Source organism: Ruegeria sp. CDSC045 (genome assembly GCF_059610725.1).
Genome location: NZ_JBXWOE010000004.1, coordinates 17,961 through 34,434, shown reverse-complemented (window position 1 = coordinate 34,434; position 16,474 = coordinate 17,961). Strand labels below are relative to the sequence as shown.

At 56.4% G+C, this 16,474-nt stretch carries 19 protein-coding genes; 11 read left to right on the top strand and 8 right to left on the bottom strand.

Features of this window, described 5'->3' with window-relative positions; translation table 11 throughout:
- Both AC2FH6_RS09445 and AC2FH6_RS09440 read right to left on the bottom strand, forming a co-directional pair.
- Positions 1-963: an acetyl-CoA carboxylase carboxyltransferase subunit alpha gene (locus AC2FH6_RS09445; protein WP_142637885.1), complete on the bottom strand. Its 963-nt coding sequence runs from the start codon at positions 961-963 to the stop codon at positions 1-3.
- A 146-nt stretch (positions 964-1,109) separates the two neighbouring features.
- Positions 1,110-1,706 carry a LysE family translocator gene (locus tag AC2FH6_RS09440; RefSeq protein WP_496702242.1) on the bottom strand — a complete coding sequence of 199 codons (597 nt, stop codon included), beginning with the start codon at positions 1,704-1,706 and terminating at the stop codon, positions 1,110-1,112.
- 73 nt (positions 1,707-1,779) lie between these two features.
- Between AC2FH6_RS09440 and AC2FH6_RS09435 the strand changes: the two genes are divergently transcribed.
- Both AC2FH6_RS09435 and AC2FH6_RS09430 read left to right on the top strand, forming a co-directional pair.
- On the top strand, positions 1,780-2,232 hold the full coding sequence (locus tag AC2FH6_RS09435; protein WP_496702240.1) for an Lrp/AsnC family transcriptional regulator: 453 nt from the start codon (positions 1,780-1,782) through the stop codon (positions 2,230-2,232).
- A 117-nt stretch (positions 2,233-2,349) separates the two neighbouring features.
- Complete coding sequence (locus tag AC2FH6_RS09430) at positions 2,350-2,928, top strand: PA14 domain-containing protein (RefSeq protein ID WP_496693971.1); 579 nt, start codon at positions 2,350-2,352, stop codon at positions 2,926-2,928.
- A 33-nt stretch (positions 2,929-2,961) separates the two neighbouring features.
- On the opposite strand, the gene AC2FH6_RS09425 is transcribed toward AC2FH6_RS09430, so the two are convergent.
- Complete coding sequence (locus AC2FH6_RS09425) at positions 2,962-3,924, bottom strand: L-malyl-CoA/beta-methylmalyl-CoA lyase (RefSeq protein WP_496702238.1); 963 nt, start codon at positions 3,922-3,924, stop codon at positions 2,962-2,964.
- Positions 3,925-4,219: 295 nt separating this feature from the next.
- Here AC2FH6_RS09425 and dgcN point away from each other — a divergent pair, with 295 nt between their 5' ends.
- The 4 genes from dgcN (at position 4,220) to AC2FH6_RS09405 (ending at position 8,378) form a co-directional block, all read left to right on the top strand.
- On the top strand, positions 4,220-5,221 hold the full coding sequence (gene dgcN, locus AC2FH6_RS09420) for an N-acetyltransferase DgcN (protein ID WP_496702236.1): 1,002 nt from the start codon (positions 4,220-4,222) through the stop codon (positions 5,219-5,221).
- Between the two features lie 70 nt (positions 5,222-5,291).
- On the top strand, positions 5,292-6,257 hold the full coding sequence (dgcA, locus tag AC2FH6_RS09415) for an N-acetyl-D-Glu racemase DgcA (RefSeq protein ID WP_496693026.1): 966 nt from the start codon (positions 5,292-5,294) through the stop codon (positions 6,255-6,257).
- 10 nt (positions 6,258-6,267) lie between these two features.
- Positions 6,268-7,128 carry a D-amino-acid transaminase gene (locus AC2FH6_RS09410; protein WP_282022056.1) on the top strand — a complete coding sequence of 287 codons (861 nt, stop codon included), beginning with the start codon at positions 6,268-6,270 and terminating at the stop codon, positions 7,126-7,128.
- Between the two features lie 437 nt (positions 7,129-7,565).
- On the top strand, positions 7,566-8,378 hold the full coding sequence (locus tag AC2FH6_RS09405) for a methyltransferase domain-containing protein (protein ID WP_345742204.1): 813 nt from the start codon (positions 7,566-7,568) through the stop codon (positions 8,376-8,378).
- Between the two features lie 138 nt (positions 8,379-8,516).
- Here AC2FH6_RS09405 and rplT read toward each other — a convergent pair whose 3' ends face one another.
- The 4 genes from rplT to AC2FH6_RS09385 all read right to left on the bottom strand — a co-directional run bounded on the left by rplT (position 8,517) and on the right by AC2FH6_RS09385 (position 11,276).
- Positions 8,517-8,882, bottom strand: a complete 366-nt coding sequence (rplT, locus tag AC2FH6_RS09400; protein WP_142637903.1) for a 50S ribosomal protein L20 — start codon at positions 8,880-8,882, stop codon at positions 8,517-8,519.
- A 14-nt stretch (positions 8,883-8,896) separates the two neighbouring features.
- Positions 8,897-9,097, bottom strand: coding sequence for a 50S ribosomal protein L35 (gene rpmI / locus AC2FH6_RS09395; protein WP_010443552.1), 201 nt, complete (start codon positions 9,095-9,097; stop codon positions 8,897-8,899).
- A gap of 180 nt (positions 9,098-9,277) precedes the next feature.
- On the bottom strand, positions 9,278-10,825 hold the full coding sequence (locus AC2FH6_RS09390) for an alanine/glycine:cation symporter family protein (protein ID WP_271950089.1): 1,548 nt from the start codon (positions 10,823-10,825) through the stop codon (positions 9,278-9,280).
- 13 nt (positions 10,826-10,838) lie between these two features.
- On the bottom strand, positions 10,839-11,276 hold the full coding sequence (locus AC2FH6_RS09385) for a universal stress protein (protein ID WP_142637907.1): 438 nt from the start codon (positions 11,274-11,276) through the stop codon (positions 10,839-10,841).
- Positions 11,277-11,464: 188 nt separating this feature from the next.
- On the opposite strand from AC2FH6_RS09385, the gene AC2FH6_RS09380 reads away from it, so the two are divergent.
- Positions 11,465-11,938: an Lrp/AsnC family transcriptional regulator gene (locus tag AC2FH6_RS09380; protein WP_142637909.1), complete on the top strand. Its 474-nt coding sequence runs from the start codon at positions 11,465-11,467 to the stop codon at positions 11,936-11,938.
- On the opposite strand, the gene pyk is transcribed toward AC2FH6_RS09380, so the two are convergent.
- Positions 11,939-13,384: a pyruvate kinase gene (pyk, locus tag AC2FH6_RS09375; protein WP_496702233.1), complete on the bottom strand. Its 1,446-nt coding sequence runs from the start codon at positions 13,382-13,384 to the stop codon at positions 11,939-11,941. It lies immediately after the preceding gene.
- Positions 13,385-13,517: 133 nt separating this feature from the next.
- On the opposite strand from pyk, the gene AC2FH6_RS09370 reads away from it, so the two are divergent.
- The 4 genes from AC2FH6_RS09370 to iadA all read left to right on the top strand — a co-directional run bounded on the left by AC2FH6_RS09370 (position 13,518) and on the right by iadA (position 16,428).
- Positions 13,518-14,255, top strand: a complete 738-nt coding sequence (locus AC2FH6_RS09370) for an N-formylglutamate amidohydrolase (protein ID WP_496702231.1) — start codon at positions 13,518-13,520, stop codon at positions 14,253-14,255.
- Between the two features lie 77 nt (positions 14,256-14,332).
- A complete protein-coding gene (locus AC2FH6_RS09365) occupies positions 14,333-14,572 on the top strand; it encodes a DUF6868 family protein (RefSeq protein ID WP_496696785.1) in 240 nt (79 codons plus the stop codon).
- Positions 14,573-14,660: 88 nt separating this feature from the next.
- Positions 14,661-14,975 carry a DUF1244 domain-containing protein gene (locus AC2FH6_RS09360; protein WP_142637917.1) on the top strand — a complete coding sequence of 105 codons (315 nt, stop codon included), beginning with the start codon at positions 14,661-14,663 and terminating at the stop codon, positions 14,973-14,975.
- 286 nt (positions 14,976-15,261) lie between these two features.
- Positions 15,262-16,428 (top strand): beta-aspartyl-peptidase, encoded by a 1,167-nt coding sequence (gene iadA, locus AC2FH6_RS09355; protein WP_282027701.1) that lies wholly within the window; start codon positions 15,262-15,264, stop codon positions 16,426-16,428.
- Positions 16,429-16,474 lie beyond the last annotated feature (46 nt).

The window sequence follows — 16,474 nt, the reverse complement described above, 5'->3', positions numbered from 1 at the left end:
TTACGCAGCCAGCCCTTTTGAGCCGATGTCGAGGAATTTTTGGCGACGATCTCTGATCAGGGCGGCAGAATCCTTGCCGTCCAGATCCTTGAGCATCGCCGTAATCGCATCCCGCACGGAGTCCACGGTCGCGGCGCGATCACGATGTGCGCCGCCTTTGGGTTCCGAAATGATCCGGTCGCAAACGCCCAGCTTGTGCAGGTCTTGCGCGGTCAGCCGCAACGCTTCGGCTGCTTCGCGCATTTTCTCTGAATCTTTCCAAAGGATCGAGGCGCAGCCTTCGGGTGAAATGACCGAATAGACCGAATGTTCCAGCATCGCGACACGGTTTGCCGTTGCAAAAGCCACCGCACCGCCTGATCCACCTTCGCCGATGATGACCGAGACCAACGGGACGCCGATCTTCAGGCACATTTCGGTCGAGCGGGCAATCGCCTCGGACTGGCCGCGCTCTTCGGCGCCTTTGCCGGGATAGGCGCCAGCCGTGTCGATCAAGGTGATAACCGGCAGTCCAAAGCGTCCTGCCATCTCCATCAGTCGGACAGCCTTGCGATACCCTTCGGGGCGAGCCATGCCGAAATTGCGTTCGATGCGCGATTTGGTGTCGCTGCCCTTTTCGTGGCCGATCACCATAACGGGTTGATCGTTGAACCGCGCCAGACCGCCGATCACGGCCAGGTCGTCAGCAAAATTCCGATCGCCTGCCAGAGGTGTGAATTCGGTGAACAGATCTTCCACGTAGTCTTTGCAATGGGGACGTCCAGGGTGACGAGCGACCTGACATTTTCTCCATGGCGTCAGATCGGCATAGAGTTCGTCCAACAGCTTTTCAGCCTTGGCATCCAGAGCGGCGGCCTCTGCGGCCACATCCATCTCTTCATTGGCGCGCGCCAGCGCACGCAGTTCCTCGGCCTTTCCTTCGATCTCGGCCAAAGGTTTTTCGAATTCCAGATACTGGGTCATGACGCCTCTCAACGCGGAAGTTCCCTGCTATATGGCCTGACGTTGCCCCGGATGCAACTCAGCAAGATTTAAAGGGTTGGTAGGGGTGCCCGTATTCACCCTCAAAAGGACCTTGATGACCGGTCATTGCTAGCCTGCGAACGTTCTCAAACGGGCCAAAGCACAGGGTAGAGCGATGCAACCAGAAGCCCAGCCATCACCCAGTTGAACAGCATCAGTCGGTGTGGGTTCGTGAGAATCCGCGCCATCTGCTGCCCGAGTACCGTCCACGTGCTGACCGAAGGTAAATTGATTGCGCCGAAAACAATCGCGACACCAACGATGGCGTTCAGCGTCCGGTCGGGGGTGTATACGGTTGTTGCTGTCAGGGCCATGGCCCAGGCTTTTGGATTGACCCATTGGAATGCTGCGGCCTGTAAAAACGTCATCGGTGTTCCCGCAGGCGCGCCCGCTTCGGCTGGGACCGAATGCGCGATTTTCCATGCCAGATACAGCAGGTATGCGACTGAAGCCGCTTTCAACACGGTATAGCTGATCGGATAGGCATCAAACACCTGTACCAGCCCTGTTCCGACCAGAAGGACCATCACTGTAAAGCCCAACCCGATTCCGAACATATGTGGGATTGTGCGTCGAAACCCGAAATTCGCGCCCGAGGCCATCAGCATCAGGTTATTGGGTCCCGGCGTGATCGACGAGACGAAGGCAAAGGTGACGAGGGCAAAAAGCAATTCAGGATTCATAGCGCAGATAATTGATGGAATCCGCCCAAATGAAATTGCGTTTGCGCTGGTTATTGCGGTAATTCTGCAATTAATGATCAAGTTGGATGGAATAAATCGCCATATATTGCGTGAGCTGACACGTGATGGACGGATAAGCAACCTTGAATTGGCCGATCGGGTCGGGCTGTCAGCCTCGGCCTGTTTGCGCCGTGTTCAGGAATTAGAGCGCGCGGGCGTGATCTCGGGCTATCGTGCTGTATTGAACCCACCTGCGCTGGGCATCGGCTTTGTCGCCTATATTGGCGTGGGGCTGGGCGAACATACAAAGGCCGCTCAGGAAGGGTTCGAGCGTGCATTGCAGCGCGCGCCTGAGGTGGTGGAGTGCCATAATATCACCGGCACGATCGAATACCTGTTGCGCGTGGAATGTGCCGATCTGTCGTCTTACAAAACTTTTCACACCGACGTTCTGGGGACTTTGCCCCATGTCACGTCGATCACGTCCTATGTCGTCATGGGCTCGCCCAAGGATATGCGGGCCTGACATTGCAAAGATGATTCTGTACCGGCTTGCCGGAGTTGGATTCACGTTTTACTGTCTTGCCAAAGATTTGACCAAAAATGGGGACAACCCCAACCGGTCGTATTCAGGGAGAAGACGATGAAACTTGTTCGGACCGGAGCACTGGTCGCAACTTTGGTGATGATTTCGGGTGCATCTTTTGCAGCTCCGTTAAAGCTGCAACCTGCCAACCCACAGCCCAGCCCCAAGGCGGGATTGAATGTGAATTACTTTGGCACTGGCAATCAACACAAGAAGATCCGAGATCTGAGCCATGCAAAAAGCATGCTGTCTAAAGCGCAGCCCGGACAACCGTTGCGGGGCTTGGATTACAGGGACACCAGTAAGGGTCAGGACGTCATGACGTTTGACGGCGCTTACAATGTCGCCGCCGAGATTACGGGGTACATGCGGTTCGACTCTGCTGGAATCTACGAGTTGGAAACGTGGTCAAATGACGGGATAGAGGCATTCGTCGGAGGCCAGAACATTGGCCAAGTCTCTGGCATTCAGGGCTGCGAGGCCAATCAGCGGACCGAAGTCGATGTGCCCAAAGCCGGGTGGTACGCGCTCAAGATCATCTATTTCCAGAAGCTCGGGACATCCTGTCTGATGATGAAATCTGGTAAAAAGGGTGAACGCTTCACCTGGACGCCCAATGATGTCTTCGGACGGTAAGAGAAAGGCGCCCGGTGGGGCGCCTTTTTACGTTTAGCTGTTGGCCGCGATCAATTCGGCCTGGGCCACGATCACCTCGGCCTGTTTGATCGAGGCGATATCCACCAGACGCCCCTTGTAGACCGTCGCACCTTCGCCATTGGCCTTGGCCTGCTCCATTGCGGCCAAGATCTCGCGGGCCTCTGACACGGCTTCATCGGACGGGGTAAAGACCTGGTTGGCCAGTGCGATCTGCTTGGGGTGGATTGCCCATTTGCCGACCATGCCCAAAGTGGCAGAACGTTTGGCCTGCGCGATATAGCCTTCGTCATCGCTGAAATCGCCGAACGGTCCATCCACCGGCAGCACGCCATGGGTGCGGCAGGCGGCAACGATGGCGGCCTGCGCCCAGTGCCACGGGTCGGACCAGTGTTTTTCACCTTCGCGCAGCATGTAATAATTTTCCTGCGTGCCGCCGATGCCAGTTGTCTGCATGCCCATCGAGGCCGCAAAGTCGGCGGCCCCAAGGCTCATGGCTTGCATCCGGGGGGACGAGGCAGCGATTTCTTCGACATGGGCGAGGCCAGCTGCGGATTCGATGATGACCTCAAAGCTGATCGGTTTGGTACGGCCTTTTGCGCGTTCGATGGCGGTGACCAGCGCGTCCACCGCATAGACATCCGCCGCACAACCGACCTTGGGGATCATGATCTGGTCCAGTCGATCTCCGGCCTGCTCCATCACATCCACGACATCGCGGTACCAGTAAGGCGTATCCAGCCCGTTGATTCGTACGGACATGTATTTAGTGCTCCAATCGAGGGTGTTCAGCGCCTCGATGACATTGGCACGCGCTGTGTCCTTGTCAGATGGTGCAACCGAATCCTCAAGGTCAAGATTGATCACATCCGCCGCAGAGGCCGCCATCTTGGGGAACAGCTTGGTGTTCGACCCGGGGCCGAACAACTGACAACGGTTAGGGCGCGCGGGGGCGGCGGGTTGAATGCGAAAGCTCATCTGGACCTCGTGCAGGAAAGGAAATTGCGATTTTGTTGCCTTATGGGGTATTAAATTGCGCAGGTCTCCGCAAGCACGTTTGTGCATCTGCGGCAATGCAGTCGCAGCATTCGCCGCAATGCGCCGTGTCTCTGGTGATTAAAGTTTAATCGCTTTAAAAACTTGAAAGAATTTTGCGCAAGCTACGATATTTGCGCGAAATTTTCCTGCGGGATCCAGCGATGCTGGGCGAAATCGAGAAACACTCGCCTTGCCCGTCCCATAGCCTGCGCCAGAATCAAAGGAGTGCACCGCAATGATCGAGACACCGTATCTGTTGTTTTTGGGCGATGCGCCCGACCAGCTGGCGGCCAAGGTTGCCGTTGGAATCAAGGACTGGCGTCCGGAAAACGCCGTGGGTCAATACCGGATGGAGGGTTGTAAAGCCGATCTGGGCCTGACCGACATGTCCCTGGCTAAGGCCAAAGAGGCCGGGGCCAAGACTTTGGTCATTGGCGTGGCCAATCGTGGTGGTGTGATCAGTCAGGAATGGAAAAAGGTGCTGGTCATGGCGCTGGAGGAAGGTTTCGACCTGGCCTCGGGCCTGCACAACCTTTTGTGTGATGAGCCCGATCTAGTCGCAGTCGCCGAAGCAACAGGCCGCAAGCTGCATGATGTGCGGGTTCCGTCGGTCGACTATCCAATCGCCAACGGCATCAAACGTAAAGGTAAGCGCTGTCTTGCCGTGGGCACCGATTGTTCGGTTGGCAAGATGTACACCGCGATGGCCATGGATGCCGAGATGCGCAAGCGTGGCATGAAGTCGACCTTCCGAGCTACTGGCCAGACTGGCATTCTGATCACCGGTGACGGTGTACCGCTGGACGCGGTGATCGCGGATTTCATGGCGGGATCGGTCGAATGGCTGACACCCGACAATGATGACGACCACTGGGATTTGATCGAAGGGCAAGGGTCACTGTTTCATGTGTCATATTCCGGTGTGACAATGGCGTTGATCCATGGCGGTCAACCGGACGCGTTGATCCTGTCCCATGAACCCACCCGCAAGCATATGCGCGGTCTGCCGACCTATAGTTTGCCATCTTTGCAGGCTCTGCGGGACACGGCGCTGGCGCTGGCCAAGGTTGCCAATCCTGAGTGTCAGGTCATCGGTGTTTCGGTCAACACGCAGCATATGAGCGAAGCAGACGCATCCGCCTATCTGGCGCAGGTCGAAGCCGACATGGGGCTGCCCGCGACGGACCCGTTCCGTTTTGGTGCAGGCAAGCTGGTCGACGCGCTGGCAGCAGTATAAAGCGGTCTGGTCCCGCCGGCCCGGATCTAAATTGGAAAATCCGGGCGGCTCTGCCAGGAAAAGGTATGTTATGCAAATTGACGTCTCTCGCGATGTGTTCAGGCTGGCTCAGGTCTTTACGATTTCACGTGGGTCACGGACCGAGGCCAAGGTTCTGACTGTACGCATTTCTGACGGCCAGTATCAGGGCTGGGGCGAATGTGTGCCCTATGCGCGTTATGGTGAAACACTGGATTCGGTCGAGGCTGAAATTGCCGGATTGCCCGACAGTTTCGACCGAGTGCAACTGATGGACTTATTGCCTGCGGGCGCTGCACGGAATGCCGTAGATTGTGCGCTGTGGGATCTTGAGGCCAAGCGAGCCGGTAAACGTGTCTGGGATCTGGTTGGACTGCCTCAGCCTGGCCCCGAAATCACGGCCTATACATTGTCGTTGGACACCGCCGAGGTGATGCAGGCGCAGGCGGCTGCGAATGCACATCGCCCGCTTTTAAAGATCAAACTGGGCACGCCGGATGACATGCCCCGACTTGAAGCCGTTCGCGCAGGCGCACCGGATGCGACGATCATCGTGGACGCAAATGAAGGTTGGTCCGCCGCCGTTTACACCGATCTTGCGCCACATCTTGTGCGCCTGGGTGTGGCCTTGGTCGAGCAACCTCTGCCCGCCGGTGACGATGAAGCGCTGATCGGGATGGAGCGCCCGGTTCCCGTATGCGCCGACGAATCCTGCCATGATCGTGCCAGCCTGCCCAAACTGAAGGGCAAATATGATGTGATCAACATCAAGCTCGACAAGACCGGAGGTCTGACCGAAGCGCTGGAGCTGCGCAAAGCGGCGATTGCTGAAGGCTATGACATCATGGTCGGCTGTATGGTCGGCAGCTCTTTGGCGATGGCCCCTGCGACATTGCTGGCGCAGGGTGCGATGGTAACGGACCTTGACGGACCACTTCTGTTGGCCGAAGACCGCGACAACCCGCTGACTTTTGATGATGCCGGAGTGTACCCGCCATTGGCGGCGCTCTGGGGCTAAGGAGATTGACATGACCCGCACCGTTTATGTGAATGGCGACTACCTGCCCGAAACCGAAGCCACAGTGTCGATCTTTGATCGTGGCTTCCTGATGGCCGATGCCGTGTATGAGGTGACCAGCGTTCTGGACGGCAAGCTGATCGACTTCGAAGGCCACGCGGTCCGCCTCAAGCGCTCGCTGGACGAATTGCAGATGGCTGAACCCTGCTCGAAGGACGAGCTGCTGGAGATCCACCGCAAGCTGGTTGAGTTGAACGGCATTGAAGAGGGGCTGGTCTATCTTCAGGTCACGCGCGGCAGCGACGGCGACCGGGATTTTGCATTTCCTGCGGCTGATACCAAACCCACACTGGTTTTGTTCACCCAAAACAAGCCGGGTCTGGCAGACAGCCCTGCTGCCCGGAAAGGTGCCAAGGTCATCTCGATCGAGGATATCCGTTGGGGCCGGCGCGACATCAAGACGACACAGCTGCTCTATCCCTCGCTGGGCAAGATGATGGCCAAGGCCGCGGGCTGTGATGATGCCTGGATGGTCGAAGGCGGTTATGTGACCGAGGGCACCAGCAACAACGCGTATTTTGTCAAAGGCAACAAGATTGTCACCCGGCCGTTGTCGAGCGACATCCTGCACGGCATCACCCGCAAGGCCGTTCTGCGAATGGCAGCTGAAGCGCAGATGGTTGTCGAAGAACGCCTGTTCACTATCGACGAGGCCAAGGAGGCTGATGAGGCGTTCACCACCTCTGCCAGTGCTTTTGTCATGCCTGTGGTTGAAATTGACGGCACAGCGCTGGGCGACGGCACGCCGGGACCCTTAGCCAAACGTCTGCGCGAGATTTATCTGGACGAAAGCCGCAAGGCAGCACTCTAAAGAAATCCCATGCTGGGCGTTTGTGTGGCATGGGGTGGTCGCAACGAATTTGACAACATTTGGTGCCGCGTGCAGGTCTTGGTCGGGATGAACGGCGCAAAGAGGGTGCGGCACCAAAATCTCTGAGCGCGATCTGAACACGATAGTTGGTGATCCTGCATCCTGACAGGCCGCTTTGAGAATAGGCATACTCAGCCTGACAAAGGGTATTGGTATGGCCGAAACCAGGCGGCATATTACGCGCTGAGTTGCGGTTTTCAGGAGCCAACTTCACACATGATGATGGCGAAGCCCCTACGTGTTGCTGGTGTAGCTAGGGGACAGAGGGCCGGAGATGCCCCGTCACACGACTAATGGGCCTCAATGGCCGCTATTGGCGCCGATGAAAATGTTGGTCTATCATGTCCTCCTGTGGTCCATTTCAAATGAGTTAACTTATGGCCGATCCATACTCTGACCTCGGCGCGCAAGACACCGCCCTTCAAGAGCGGATCGCAACAGCAATGGAAGTGCGCTGTTTAGAGCCTGCGCAGATTGCAATTCGCAAAGCCTACATGGAAAACCTGAGGCTCCCCAAAGGTGCACGGGCGCTGGAGCTTGGTTCAGGAACAGGACACGTTACCCGAGATTTGTTGGAGCTTGCAGGAGCCGCAACGGCTCATGGAATTGAACCCTCGCCCGTCATGGTCGCACGGGCCCAGAAGAGCTTTGGGGATGATGATCGACTTAGCTTTGATATCGGGGATGCCAAAAACACAGGTTTTGAAAGCGAGACCTTTGACCTTGTGTTAATGCACACGTTGTTGTGCCACGTCCCTGGACCTGAAGACGTTGTTCAAGAGGCCTTCCGCCTTTTGAAGCCCGGAGGTGTGCTGGCAATTTGTGATGGCGACTACAGTACCGCAACTGCGCAGATCGCGGATTTTGATCCGCTCGATCAACTCATCAAATTCATGATCAATCAAAATGTCACTAATCTTTGGATAATGCGTCAGATTTCAGGCATCCTGGTCGATGCCGGATTTCAACTTGGGGCCCGGAAAGGTCATGGATATGTGGCAGAAGGGGAAGCGACCTATTTTCTCACCGTAATTGAACGCGGAGCAGACCGCATGGTGGAAGAGGGTCTGTTATTTTCCGAAACTGCAGAGGCTTTGAAATCAGAAGCGAAACGCAGAGTATCTGCCAAGATGTTTTTTGGTTTTATGTCCTATGTGAGCCAAATCGCGAATAAACCCAAGATCGTTTGACCGTTCTCAGTAATCGAGCAGACAGACATTGCACAGCATCCGGCCTTCTTGGTTCAAAGCGGACCCTACCAGTTACCAGTAACAAAAAAGGCCGCCCCAAACGGAACGGCCCTTTATTCACTGTCTCTTTACAGAGGATCAGGCGGTCAGAGCAGCCTGAGCCTGGGCGACGATCGCGCCGAACGCTTCCGGTTCGTGCACGGCCAGATCGGCCAGAACTTTACGGTCCACTTCAATACCGGCCAGATTCAGGCCGTTGATGAAGCGGGAATATGTCAGGGCTTCGTCATGCGAACGTACAGCAGCGTTGATCCGCTGGATCCACAGCGCGCGGAAGTTACGCTTGCGGTTCTTACGGTCACGGGTTGCATATTGGTTGGCCTTGTCTACGGCCTGACGGGCAACCTTGAAGGTGCTTTTGCGGCGGCCATAGTAACCTTTGGCGGCCTTGATAACCTTCTTGTGACGGGCGTGAGTTACGGTTCCACCTTTAACGCGGGACATGTCTTAATCTCCTCTTATCGATCGTAGGGCATATAGCCCTTGACGATTTTGGCGTCGGGGGCGGACAGGGTGGTGTTGCCACGAGCATCGCGGATGAATTTCTTGGTCCGCTTGATCATGCCGTGACGTTTGCCGGCCTGGCCAGCAAGGACCTTACCGGTCGCAGTCACCTTAAAGCGCTTTTTGGCGCTCGACTTTGTCTTCATCTTAGGCATTTCCGTCTCCTTTCGGGGTTCGGTTCGAAACGCGACTCGGCATGCCATCTCGGCCGGTCACGCGATCAGAAGCGCCGTTTACGCAAGTTCGACCATACTGGCAAGGGGGTTTTGGCTGAATCTGCAATTTTAGCAGCCCAGTCAGGCACCGGGGCGACGCAGGCCGCCCCGGTGGTCTATTTAGTGACCGTATTTGCGGATCTCACCGCTTTTCAGTCTTTCACTATACGATGCCAGTTCCTGACGAACGATCTTCATCAGGAAGTAGAGCGCAAAGACGTTCACAACCGCCATCGCAAAGATCGCCGCATCCGAGAAGTCGATAACCGGGCCGAGGTTGGCCGCAGCACCGATCACCACGAAGACGCAGAAGATGATCTTGAACACCAGCTCTTTGGTGTGCCCCTCACCGAACAGATAGGTCCAGGCCTTGAGGCCATAGTAGGACCAGCTGATCATAGTCGAGAAAGCAAACAGGATCACCGCAATCGCCAGAACATAGGGGAACCAGCTGAACGCGCTGCCAAAGGCGGCAGAGGTCAGGCTGACGCCTGAGTTGCCGTCAACGGTCGCAATAGCGCTTCCTGCTTCGTTCAACATATAGTTGCCGGTCTCGGGGTCGATGATCAACTGCTGAGTAATGATGATCACCAGCGCAGTCATGGTACAGATCACGACCGTATCGATGAACGGCTCAAGCAGCGAAACAAAGCCTTCTGTGATCGGCTCCTTTGTGCGCACCGCCGAGTGGGCAATCGCAGCAGACCCAACGCCGGCCTCGTTCGAGAACGCGGCCCGTTTGAAGCCCTGGATCAGAGCACCGACCATGCCGCCGGCCACACCAAGACCGGTAAACGCACCGGCAAAGATCTGACCAAAGGCCCAACCGATCATATCCGCATTCATGACGATGATGACCAGAGCCGCCGCGACATACATCACGCCCATAAAGGGCACAACTTTTTCAGTCACTCGCGCGATGGATTTAAGTCCACCGACGATCACCATGAACACGACAACCGCAAAGACCACACCGGTGATCCAACCCGGGTAATTCCCGACGATGCCTGCAATCTGCTGATGCGCCTGATTGGCCTGGAACATGTTGCCCCCGCCCAGCGCTCCAAGAATACAGAAGATCGAGAACACAACCGCCAGGATCTTACCTCCGGGTAGGCCAAGCTCGTCAAAACCCTTGGACATATAGTACATCGGGCCGCCCGAGACGCTGCCGTCTTCGTATTCGTTGCGATACTTGACGCCAAGTGTACATTCGGTGAATTTTGACGCCATGCCCAGAAGACCAGCCAGGATCATCCAGAAGGTCGCCCCGGGGCCACCAATGCCAACAGCAACGGCAACGCCTGCGATATTGCCAAGCCCGACCGTGCCCGACAGGGCAGTGGCCAATGCCTGAAAGTGGCTAACCTCACCCGCATCGTTGGGATCGGAATAGTCGCCTTTGACCAGACTTATCGCGTGGCCGAAAAAGCGCATCTGCACAAAAGCAAAGTACAGAGTAAAGACCGACGCCGCGATAACCAACCACATCACGATCCAGGGAAATCCTGTCCCGGGAATTGGTGCGAATATGAAGCTAACGAATGGCCCAGTGATATCAGCAAAAGCCTGATTGATCTTTTCGTCCAACCCGGGCGCCTCTTGCGCGGCGACGGGGCTGGCCATCAGGGTGGCGGCTGCCAATCCCAGTTGAGATAGTGTTTTCATTCCTGTGCCTCCCTCAATTCACGACCGTGACCGGTACATCGGCATGCATTACAAGGTTTTGCGTAGAGCTGCCGAAGATACGCTTTTTGAGGCCATCCGCGGACGAGCGTCCAACGACAATCTGTACGGCCTTGCTGTCTACCGTGATGGCATTCAGCGTTTCAGCCACATCTCCGTGGCGCACCACTCCGGTCGCGGCGAAGCCCGCGGCCTTCAGGGCGTCGACGGCAGGTGCCACCACCCGTGTCGTTGCTAGTTCAATCTCCTCCTCACGCCGCATGTGCCGCTTTGCGTTTTCTTCAGGTGTCTGAAAAGTGTAGGGCGACCATTCAATGACATATGCAACCAGAAGCTCGCATGAACCAATCCTTTCAGCCAAATCTTTGGCGAAAGCGATGGCACGTTCTCCGGATTCTGTCCCGTCCAGTCCTATGACAATTTTTGTTGTCATCTCGTTCCTCCATTTATTGTTCATTTGACCGGGGCCCGTGCCCCCGGCAGGGCAGCCGGAACTTGGAGCATTTATTGTAGACTGCCCTCAAGCCAGTATCAGGAAAAATCACTAGGAAATGGTGTTATTTTTGGTCTATTCTCAGTAAATTACCCCATTATACGCCAAAATTACAGGGAATTTTCCTAATGGACAGAGAATTGGACAAGATCGATCAACGCATCCTGCGGGAATTGGAAGCCAATGGCCGCCTGCCGATCGTCGAGCTTGCCATGCGGGTAAACCTGACCAACACCCCGTGCTCAGAGCGTGTAAAACGACTGGAAAGAACCGGCTATATCACCGGATACAGCGCCGTTCTGGACAAGGAGCGGTTGGGTCTCGGGCATATGACGGTTGTGCAGGTTTCCCTGGCTGCAACGTCTGAGAACTCATTGGATAAATTCAACGATGCCGTGCGCGATGTCACCGAAATTGAAAGCTGCCTGATGGTGGCGGGGTCGTTTGACTATCTGTTAACCGTTCGCACACGCGACATCGCCCATTTCCGCCAGACCCTGGGGGAAAAGATCAATAAGCTTCCGGGCATTCACCAGACCAGTTCCTTTACCGTGATGGAAATCGTCAAGGAACCAGTCGGGCAGAATGTCATACCCGCCTGATCAGCCAGGATCCGTGTTATAGATCAGCCTTTCGTCGCAAGGCGCGATCCGCAGGATATTGGTCGTGCCGGGCACGTTGAACGGAACACCAGCGGTGACAACGATCTGATCCGTGTCAGTTGCAAATCCACCAGAACGAGCAGCACGGGCGGCGCTGACGACCGCCCCTTTGAAACGCTCAAGCTCGGGCGTCATTACGCAATGGCAGCCCCAGCTCAGGCATAACCGACGGGCCGTTCCCTTTGCCGGGGTCATTGCAATGATCGGAACTCCGGGGCGTTCGCGCGCGGTCAACAGCGCAGTTGTGCCGCTTTGAGTGAAACAACAGATGGCCTTGATATCCGTTTTCTCGGCAATTTCGCGAGCGGCGGCGACGATGCCGTCGGCCACGGTAGTCCCCTTCGCCGTGCGCGATGCTGCGATAATCTGATCATAAGTGGGGTCGGCTTCGACCTCGATGGCGACCTTGTTCATAGTCTGCACGGCCTCGATCGGATATGAGCCAGCGGCAGATTCCGCACTCAGCATGATGGCATCCGTGCCTTCGTAGATTGCGGTTGCCACATCTGAAACCTCGGCCCGCGTGGGCATCGGGCTTTCGATCATGCTTTCCAGCATCTGTGTGGCCACAATCACCGGCTTGGCGGCGCTACGGCACCGGCGGACCAGACGTTTCTGGATCGGGGGCACTGCAGAAACCGGCAGTTCCACACCCAGATCGCCGCGCGCAACCATAATGCCGTCCGAGGCATCGAGGATGTCGTCAAACGCTTCAACAGCGGCGGGTTTTTCAATCTTGCACAGGATTGAGGCGCGCCCGTCGGCCAGCGCTCGAGCCTCGAACACATCTTTGGCACGCTGAACGAAACTCAGCGCCAGCCAGTCTACACCCAACTGGCAGACAAATTCCAGATCGCCACGATCCTTGGCCGACAGAGCTGCCAAAGGCAGCACCACGTCCGGCACGTTCACGCCTTTCCGGTTCGAAATTGTCCCACCGACCTCGACGGTACAATTCGCATGATCCTGGCCGCAATCCTGTACGATCAGGCGAATTTTGCCATCATTGACCAAGAGGCGCGCACCGGGTTCCAGCGCAGCAAAAATCTCGGGATGGGGCAGGCATACGCGGCCTGCGTCGCCCGGGGCCGGATCCAGATCCAACCGAAACACGGCACCCTCGATCAGCTCTTCCGCATCATTGGCAAATACGCCGACACGCAGCTTTGGCCCCTGCAGATCTGCAAGAATGGCGATAGGGCTGTCCAGATCCTTTTCGACCTGACGGATGATCCGGTGCCGCTCGCGGATTTCGTCATGGCTGCCATGGCTCATGTTCAGGCGAAATACGTCGGCTCCGGCTTCGTGCAATGCGCGAATGGTGTCATAGTCATTGGACGCCGGCCCCAGCGTCGCCACGATTTTCACATTTCTCAGGCGTCGCATTGACCTTGTTCTCCTCAAATCATGTCCTGAATTTGCGCGAATGTTACCGCAAACATCGACTCTGCCCGCTTATTGCGCAATTCCCTTTCCGAAGCAACTGTCCTAAACCTGCCGGAAACAACATGACAGGCTTATGACGTATTCTCCGTTTTTTATCCATGGCGCGGATCGCCCTTCCCGCTGGCTGATCACATGCGACCACGCGACCAATACTGTTCCACCGGGAATCAATGGTGGGGATCTTGGCTTGCCGCGTGAGGATATGGAGCGCCACATCGCCTATGACGTGGGCGCCTATGAAGTATCGAAACATCTGGGTGAAATTCTGAACGCGCCTGTGATCGCGGCGAATTTCTCGCGCCTTGTGATCGATCCGAACCGAGGCGAGGACGACCCGACTCTTGTGATGAAACTGTATGATGGGTCAATCATTCCCGGCAACCGTAGCGCCGATGCGGATGAGCGCGAGCGGCGTTTGAACATGTGTTACCGCCCTTACCATAGGGCATTGACTGAGCTGGCCGCACTGCCCCATGCGGTGATCGTGTCGATGCATTCTTTCACCCGGCAGTTGCGTGGACGCGAACCGCGTCCCTGGCATGTCGGTGTGCTGCACACTCCGGATGAGCGTTTTTCGCGCCCACTGATCCACCGGTTGCAGGCTGAAAAGGACCTATGTGTTGGCGTCAATGAACCCTATACTGGCGTTCTGCCGGGCGATGCGATCGACAAGCATTGCACTACCTTTGGCCGCCCTAATGCGTTAATCGAACTGCGCAATGACCTGATCGCCGATCACGCGGGGCAGCGTGCATGGGCCGAGCGCCTGGGAATTGTCCTGGAAGACGCCCTTTCGCATAGCGAATTGTGACTTTCGGCAGCTGAGAGCCCGCGCACCATTGAGCGACCACGCCCGAAACCCCATATATCAGGCGAAAGGAGGCGATCATGACGCAAGAGCTTTTGACATCTGTTTTCGGCTGGATGGTGGTGATCAACCTTGCTGTGTTACTATTTTCGACCCTGATGGTCGTGCTGATGCAGGATTGGGCGGCTGGCATCCATAGTCGGATGTTCCAGATGGACCGCGCGGATGTAAAACGTGCGTATTTCAGGTATCTGGCCAATTACAAAATTCTGGTGCTTATCTTTTCCATCGTGCCCTGGCTGGCGTTGAAACTGGCCTAGCGCACTGAGGTGTTGCTGATGATTGAAACGGCCCGCTTTGGTTGTTAGGTCATCTTGAACATATTGGGCAAGCATCCGGAGCGAGAACATGGACCAGAAAACTGAAACCGAACTTCAGGCCGCCGCATTCCGCAGGTTGCAGCAGCACCTGATGGAAGACAGGACCGATGTTCAGAACATCGACATGATGAACCTGGCCGGATTTTGCCGCAACTGCCTGTCGCGCTGGTATCAGGAAGCGGCCAATGAACAGGGCATTGAGATGGACAAGGACGAAGCCCGTCAGATCTTTTACGGGATGACCATGAGCGAATGGAAAGCCAAGTATCAGACCGAAGCCAGCCCTGAAAAACAGGCGGCTTTTGAAGTCTCATTCGAAGAAAATGTCGGCAAAAAGAGCTGAACGTGAAAATAGAAAGGCCCACCATTCCGGCGGGCCTTTTCTCAGTGAGGCGGCTGTCAACAAAGGTTTCACTGCCTCCGCTACATTCGCTTCTTACGGTTGTTCCGATCCGAAAGTGACTGGCGCGGCGAATTGCGCAAATGCCCAGCTTTACCTCAGCGCTCCTAAAGATTTGCCTTTATGGCCTGCGCCCGACATTTACGCTTTCTCCGAATTAAGGGATGGTTCTTCTGCTGACTTTCAGTGCAAGAAAGAATGTCTTTGCTCTTACTGACGGGTATGAAACGTGTTGAAACTGATCAAGAATGCGCGGCTCTATACGCCTGAGCCTGTTGGTCTAGGCCATATTCTCACCGCGGGGGAACGCATTATTTACCTCGGTAGCGCTCAACCCGAACTGCCGGATCCGCTTCAGGCTGAAGTCGTTGACGTCGAAGGTGCATCGGTTGTTCCGGGTTTGATCGACGGACATGCGCATATCACGGGTGGTGGCGGTGAAACCGGGCCAGCCAGCCGGGTGCCGCCGATGGTCTTGTCCTCGTTCACCCGTGCCGGGGTCACGTCGGTTGTCGGGGTGTTGGGGACGGACGATCTGACCCGCAACACGCAGACGTTGGTGCAGCAGGCCTATGGGCTGCGGGAGGAGGGGCTTTCGGCTTGGTGTCACACTGGTGGCTATCACGTCCCACTGACTACCCTGACCGGTTCCGCCCGGGGTGATATCGTATTCCTTGATCCGGTTATCGGCGTTGGGGAGCTGGCGATCAGTGATCACCGGTCAAGCCAACCGACACTGGACGAGTTTCTGCGGATCGCAAGTGAGGCGCATGTCGCGGGCCTGATGACCGGCAAGGCAGGGATCGTGCATTGCCATATGGGCGACGGCGACAGGGGCCTGTCGATGTTGGAACAGGCAATCGCGACCTGCGAAATCCCCGCACGCGTCTTCAATCCAACTCATGTCAATCGCAACAAACCCCTCTTTGAACAGGCTGTCGCGTTGGCGCGGCACGGATGTTACATCGACGCGACCGCATTCCCATGCGAGCATATCGAGCCGGGCATATCAGCCGCCGAGGCCTATATCCAATTCCGCGATCAAGGTGGCCGCGCGGACCGGTTCACCATCAGCTCTGACGGGGGTGGCTGCCTGCCGGCCTTTGACCGTGAGGGCAATCTGACACGGTTTGGTGTGGGGTTGTCCGACACTCTGCCTGAAACACTGCGCGACCTGACCGATAAAGGAATGCCTCTGTCTGATGCGCTTGCTCCGATGACCTCTAATGTCGCCGATCTGCTCAGGCTACATCGAAAGGGCCGTTTGAAAGTGGGTATGGACGCCGATCTGGTGGTTCTTGACGAAAACACCGCTGTGCGGCATGTGATGGCCCGGGGGGAATGGCATGTCCGCGATGGCCAGATAGCCCGGCGCGGCATGTATGAACAGATTTGAACGTCCGCGCGGTCCCCGGTGGCTGCCCGCTATAGCTCCGGAAGGT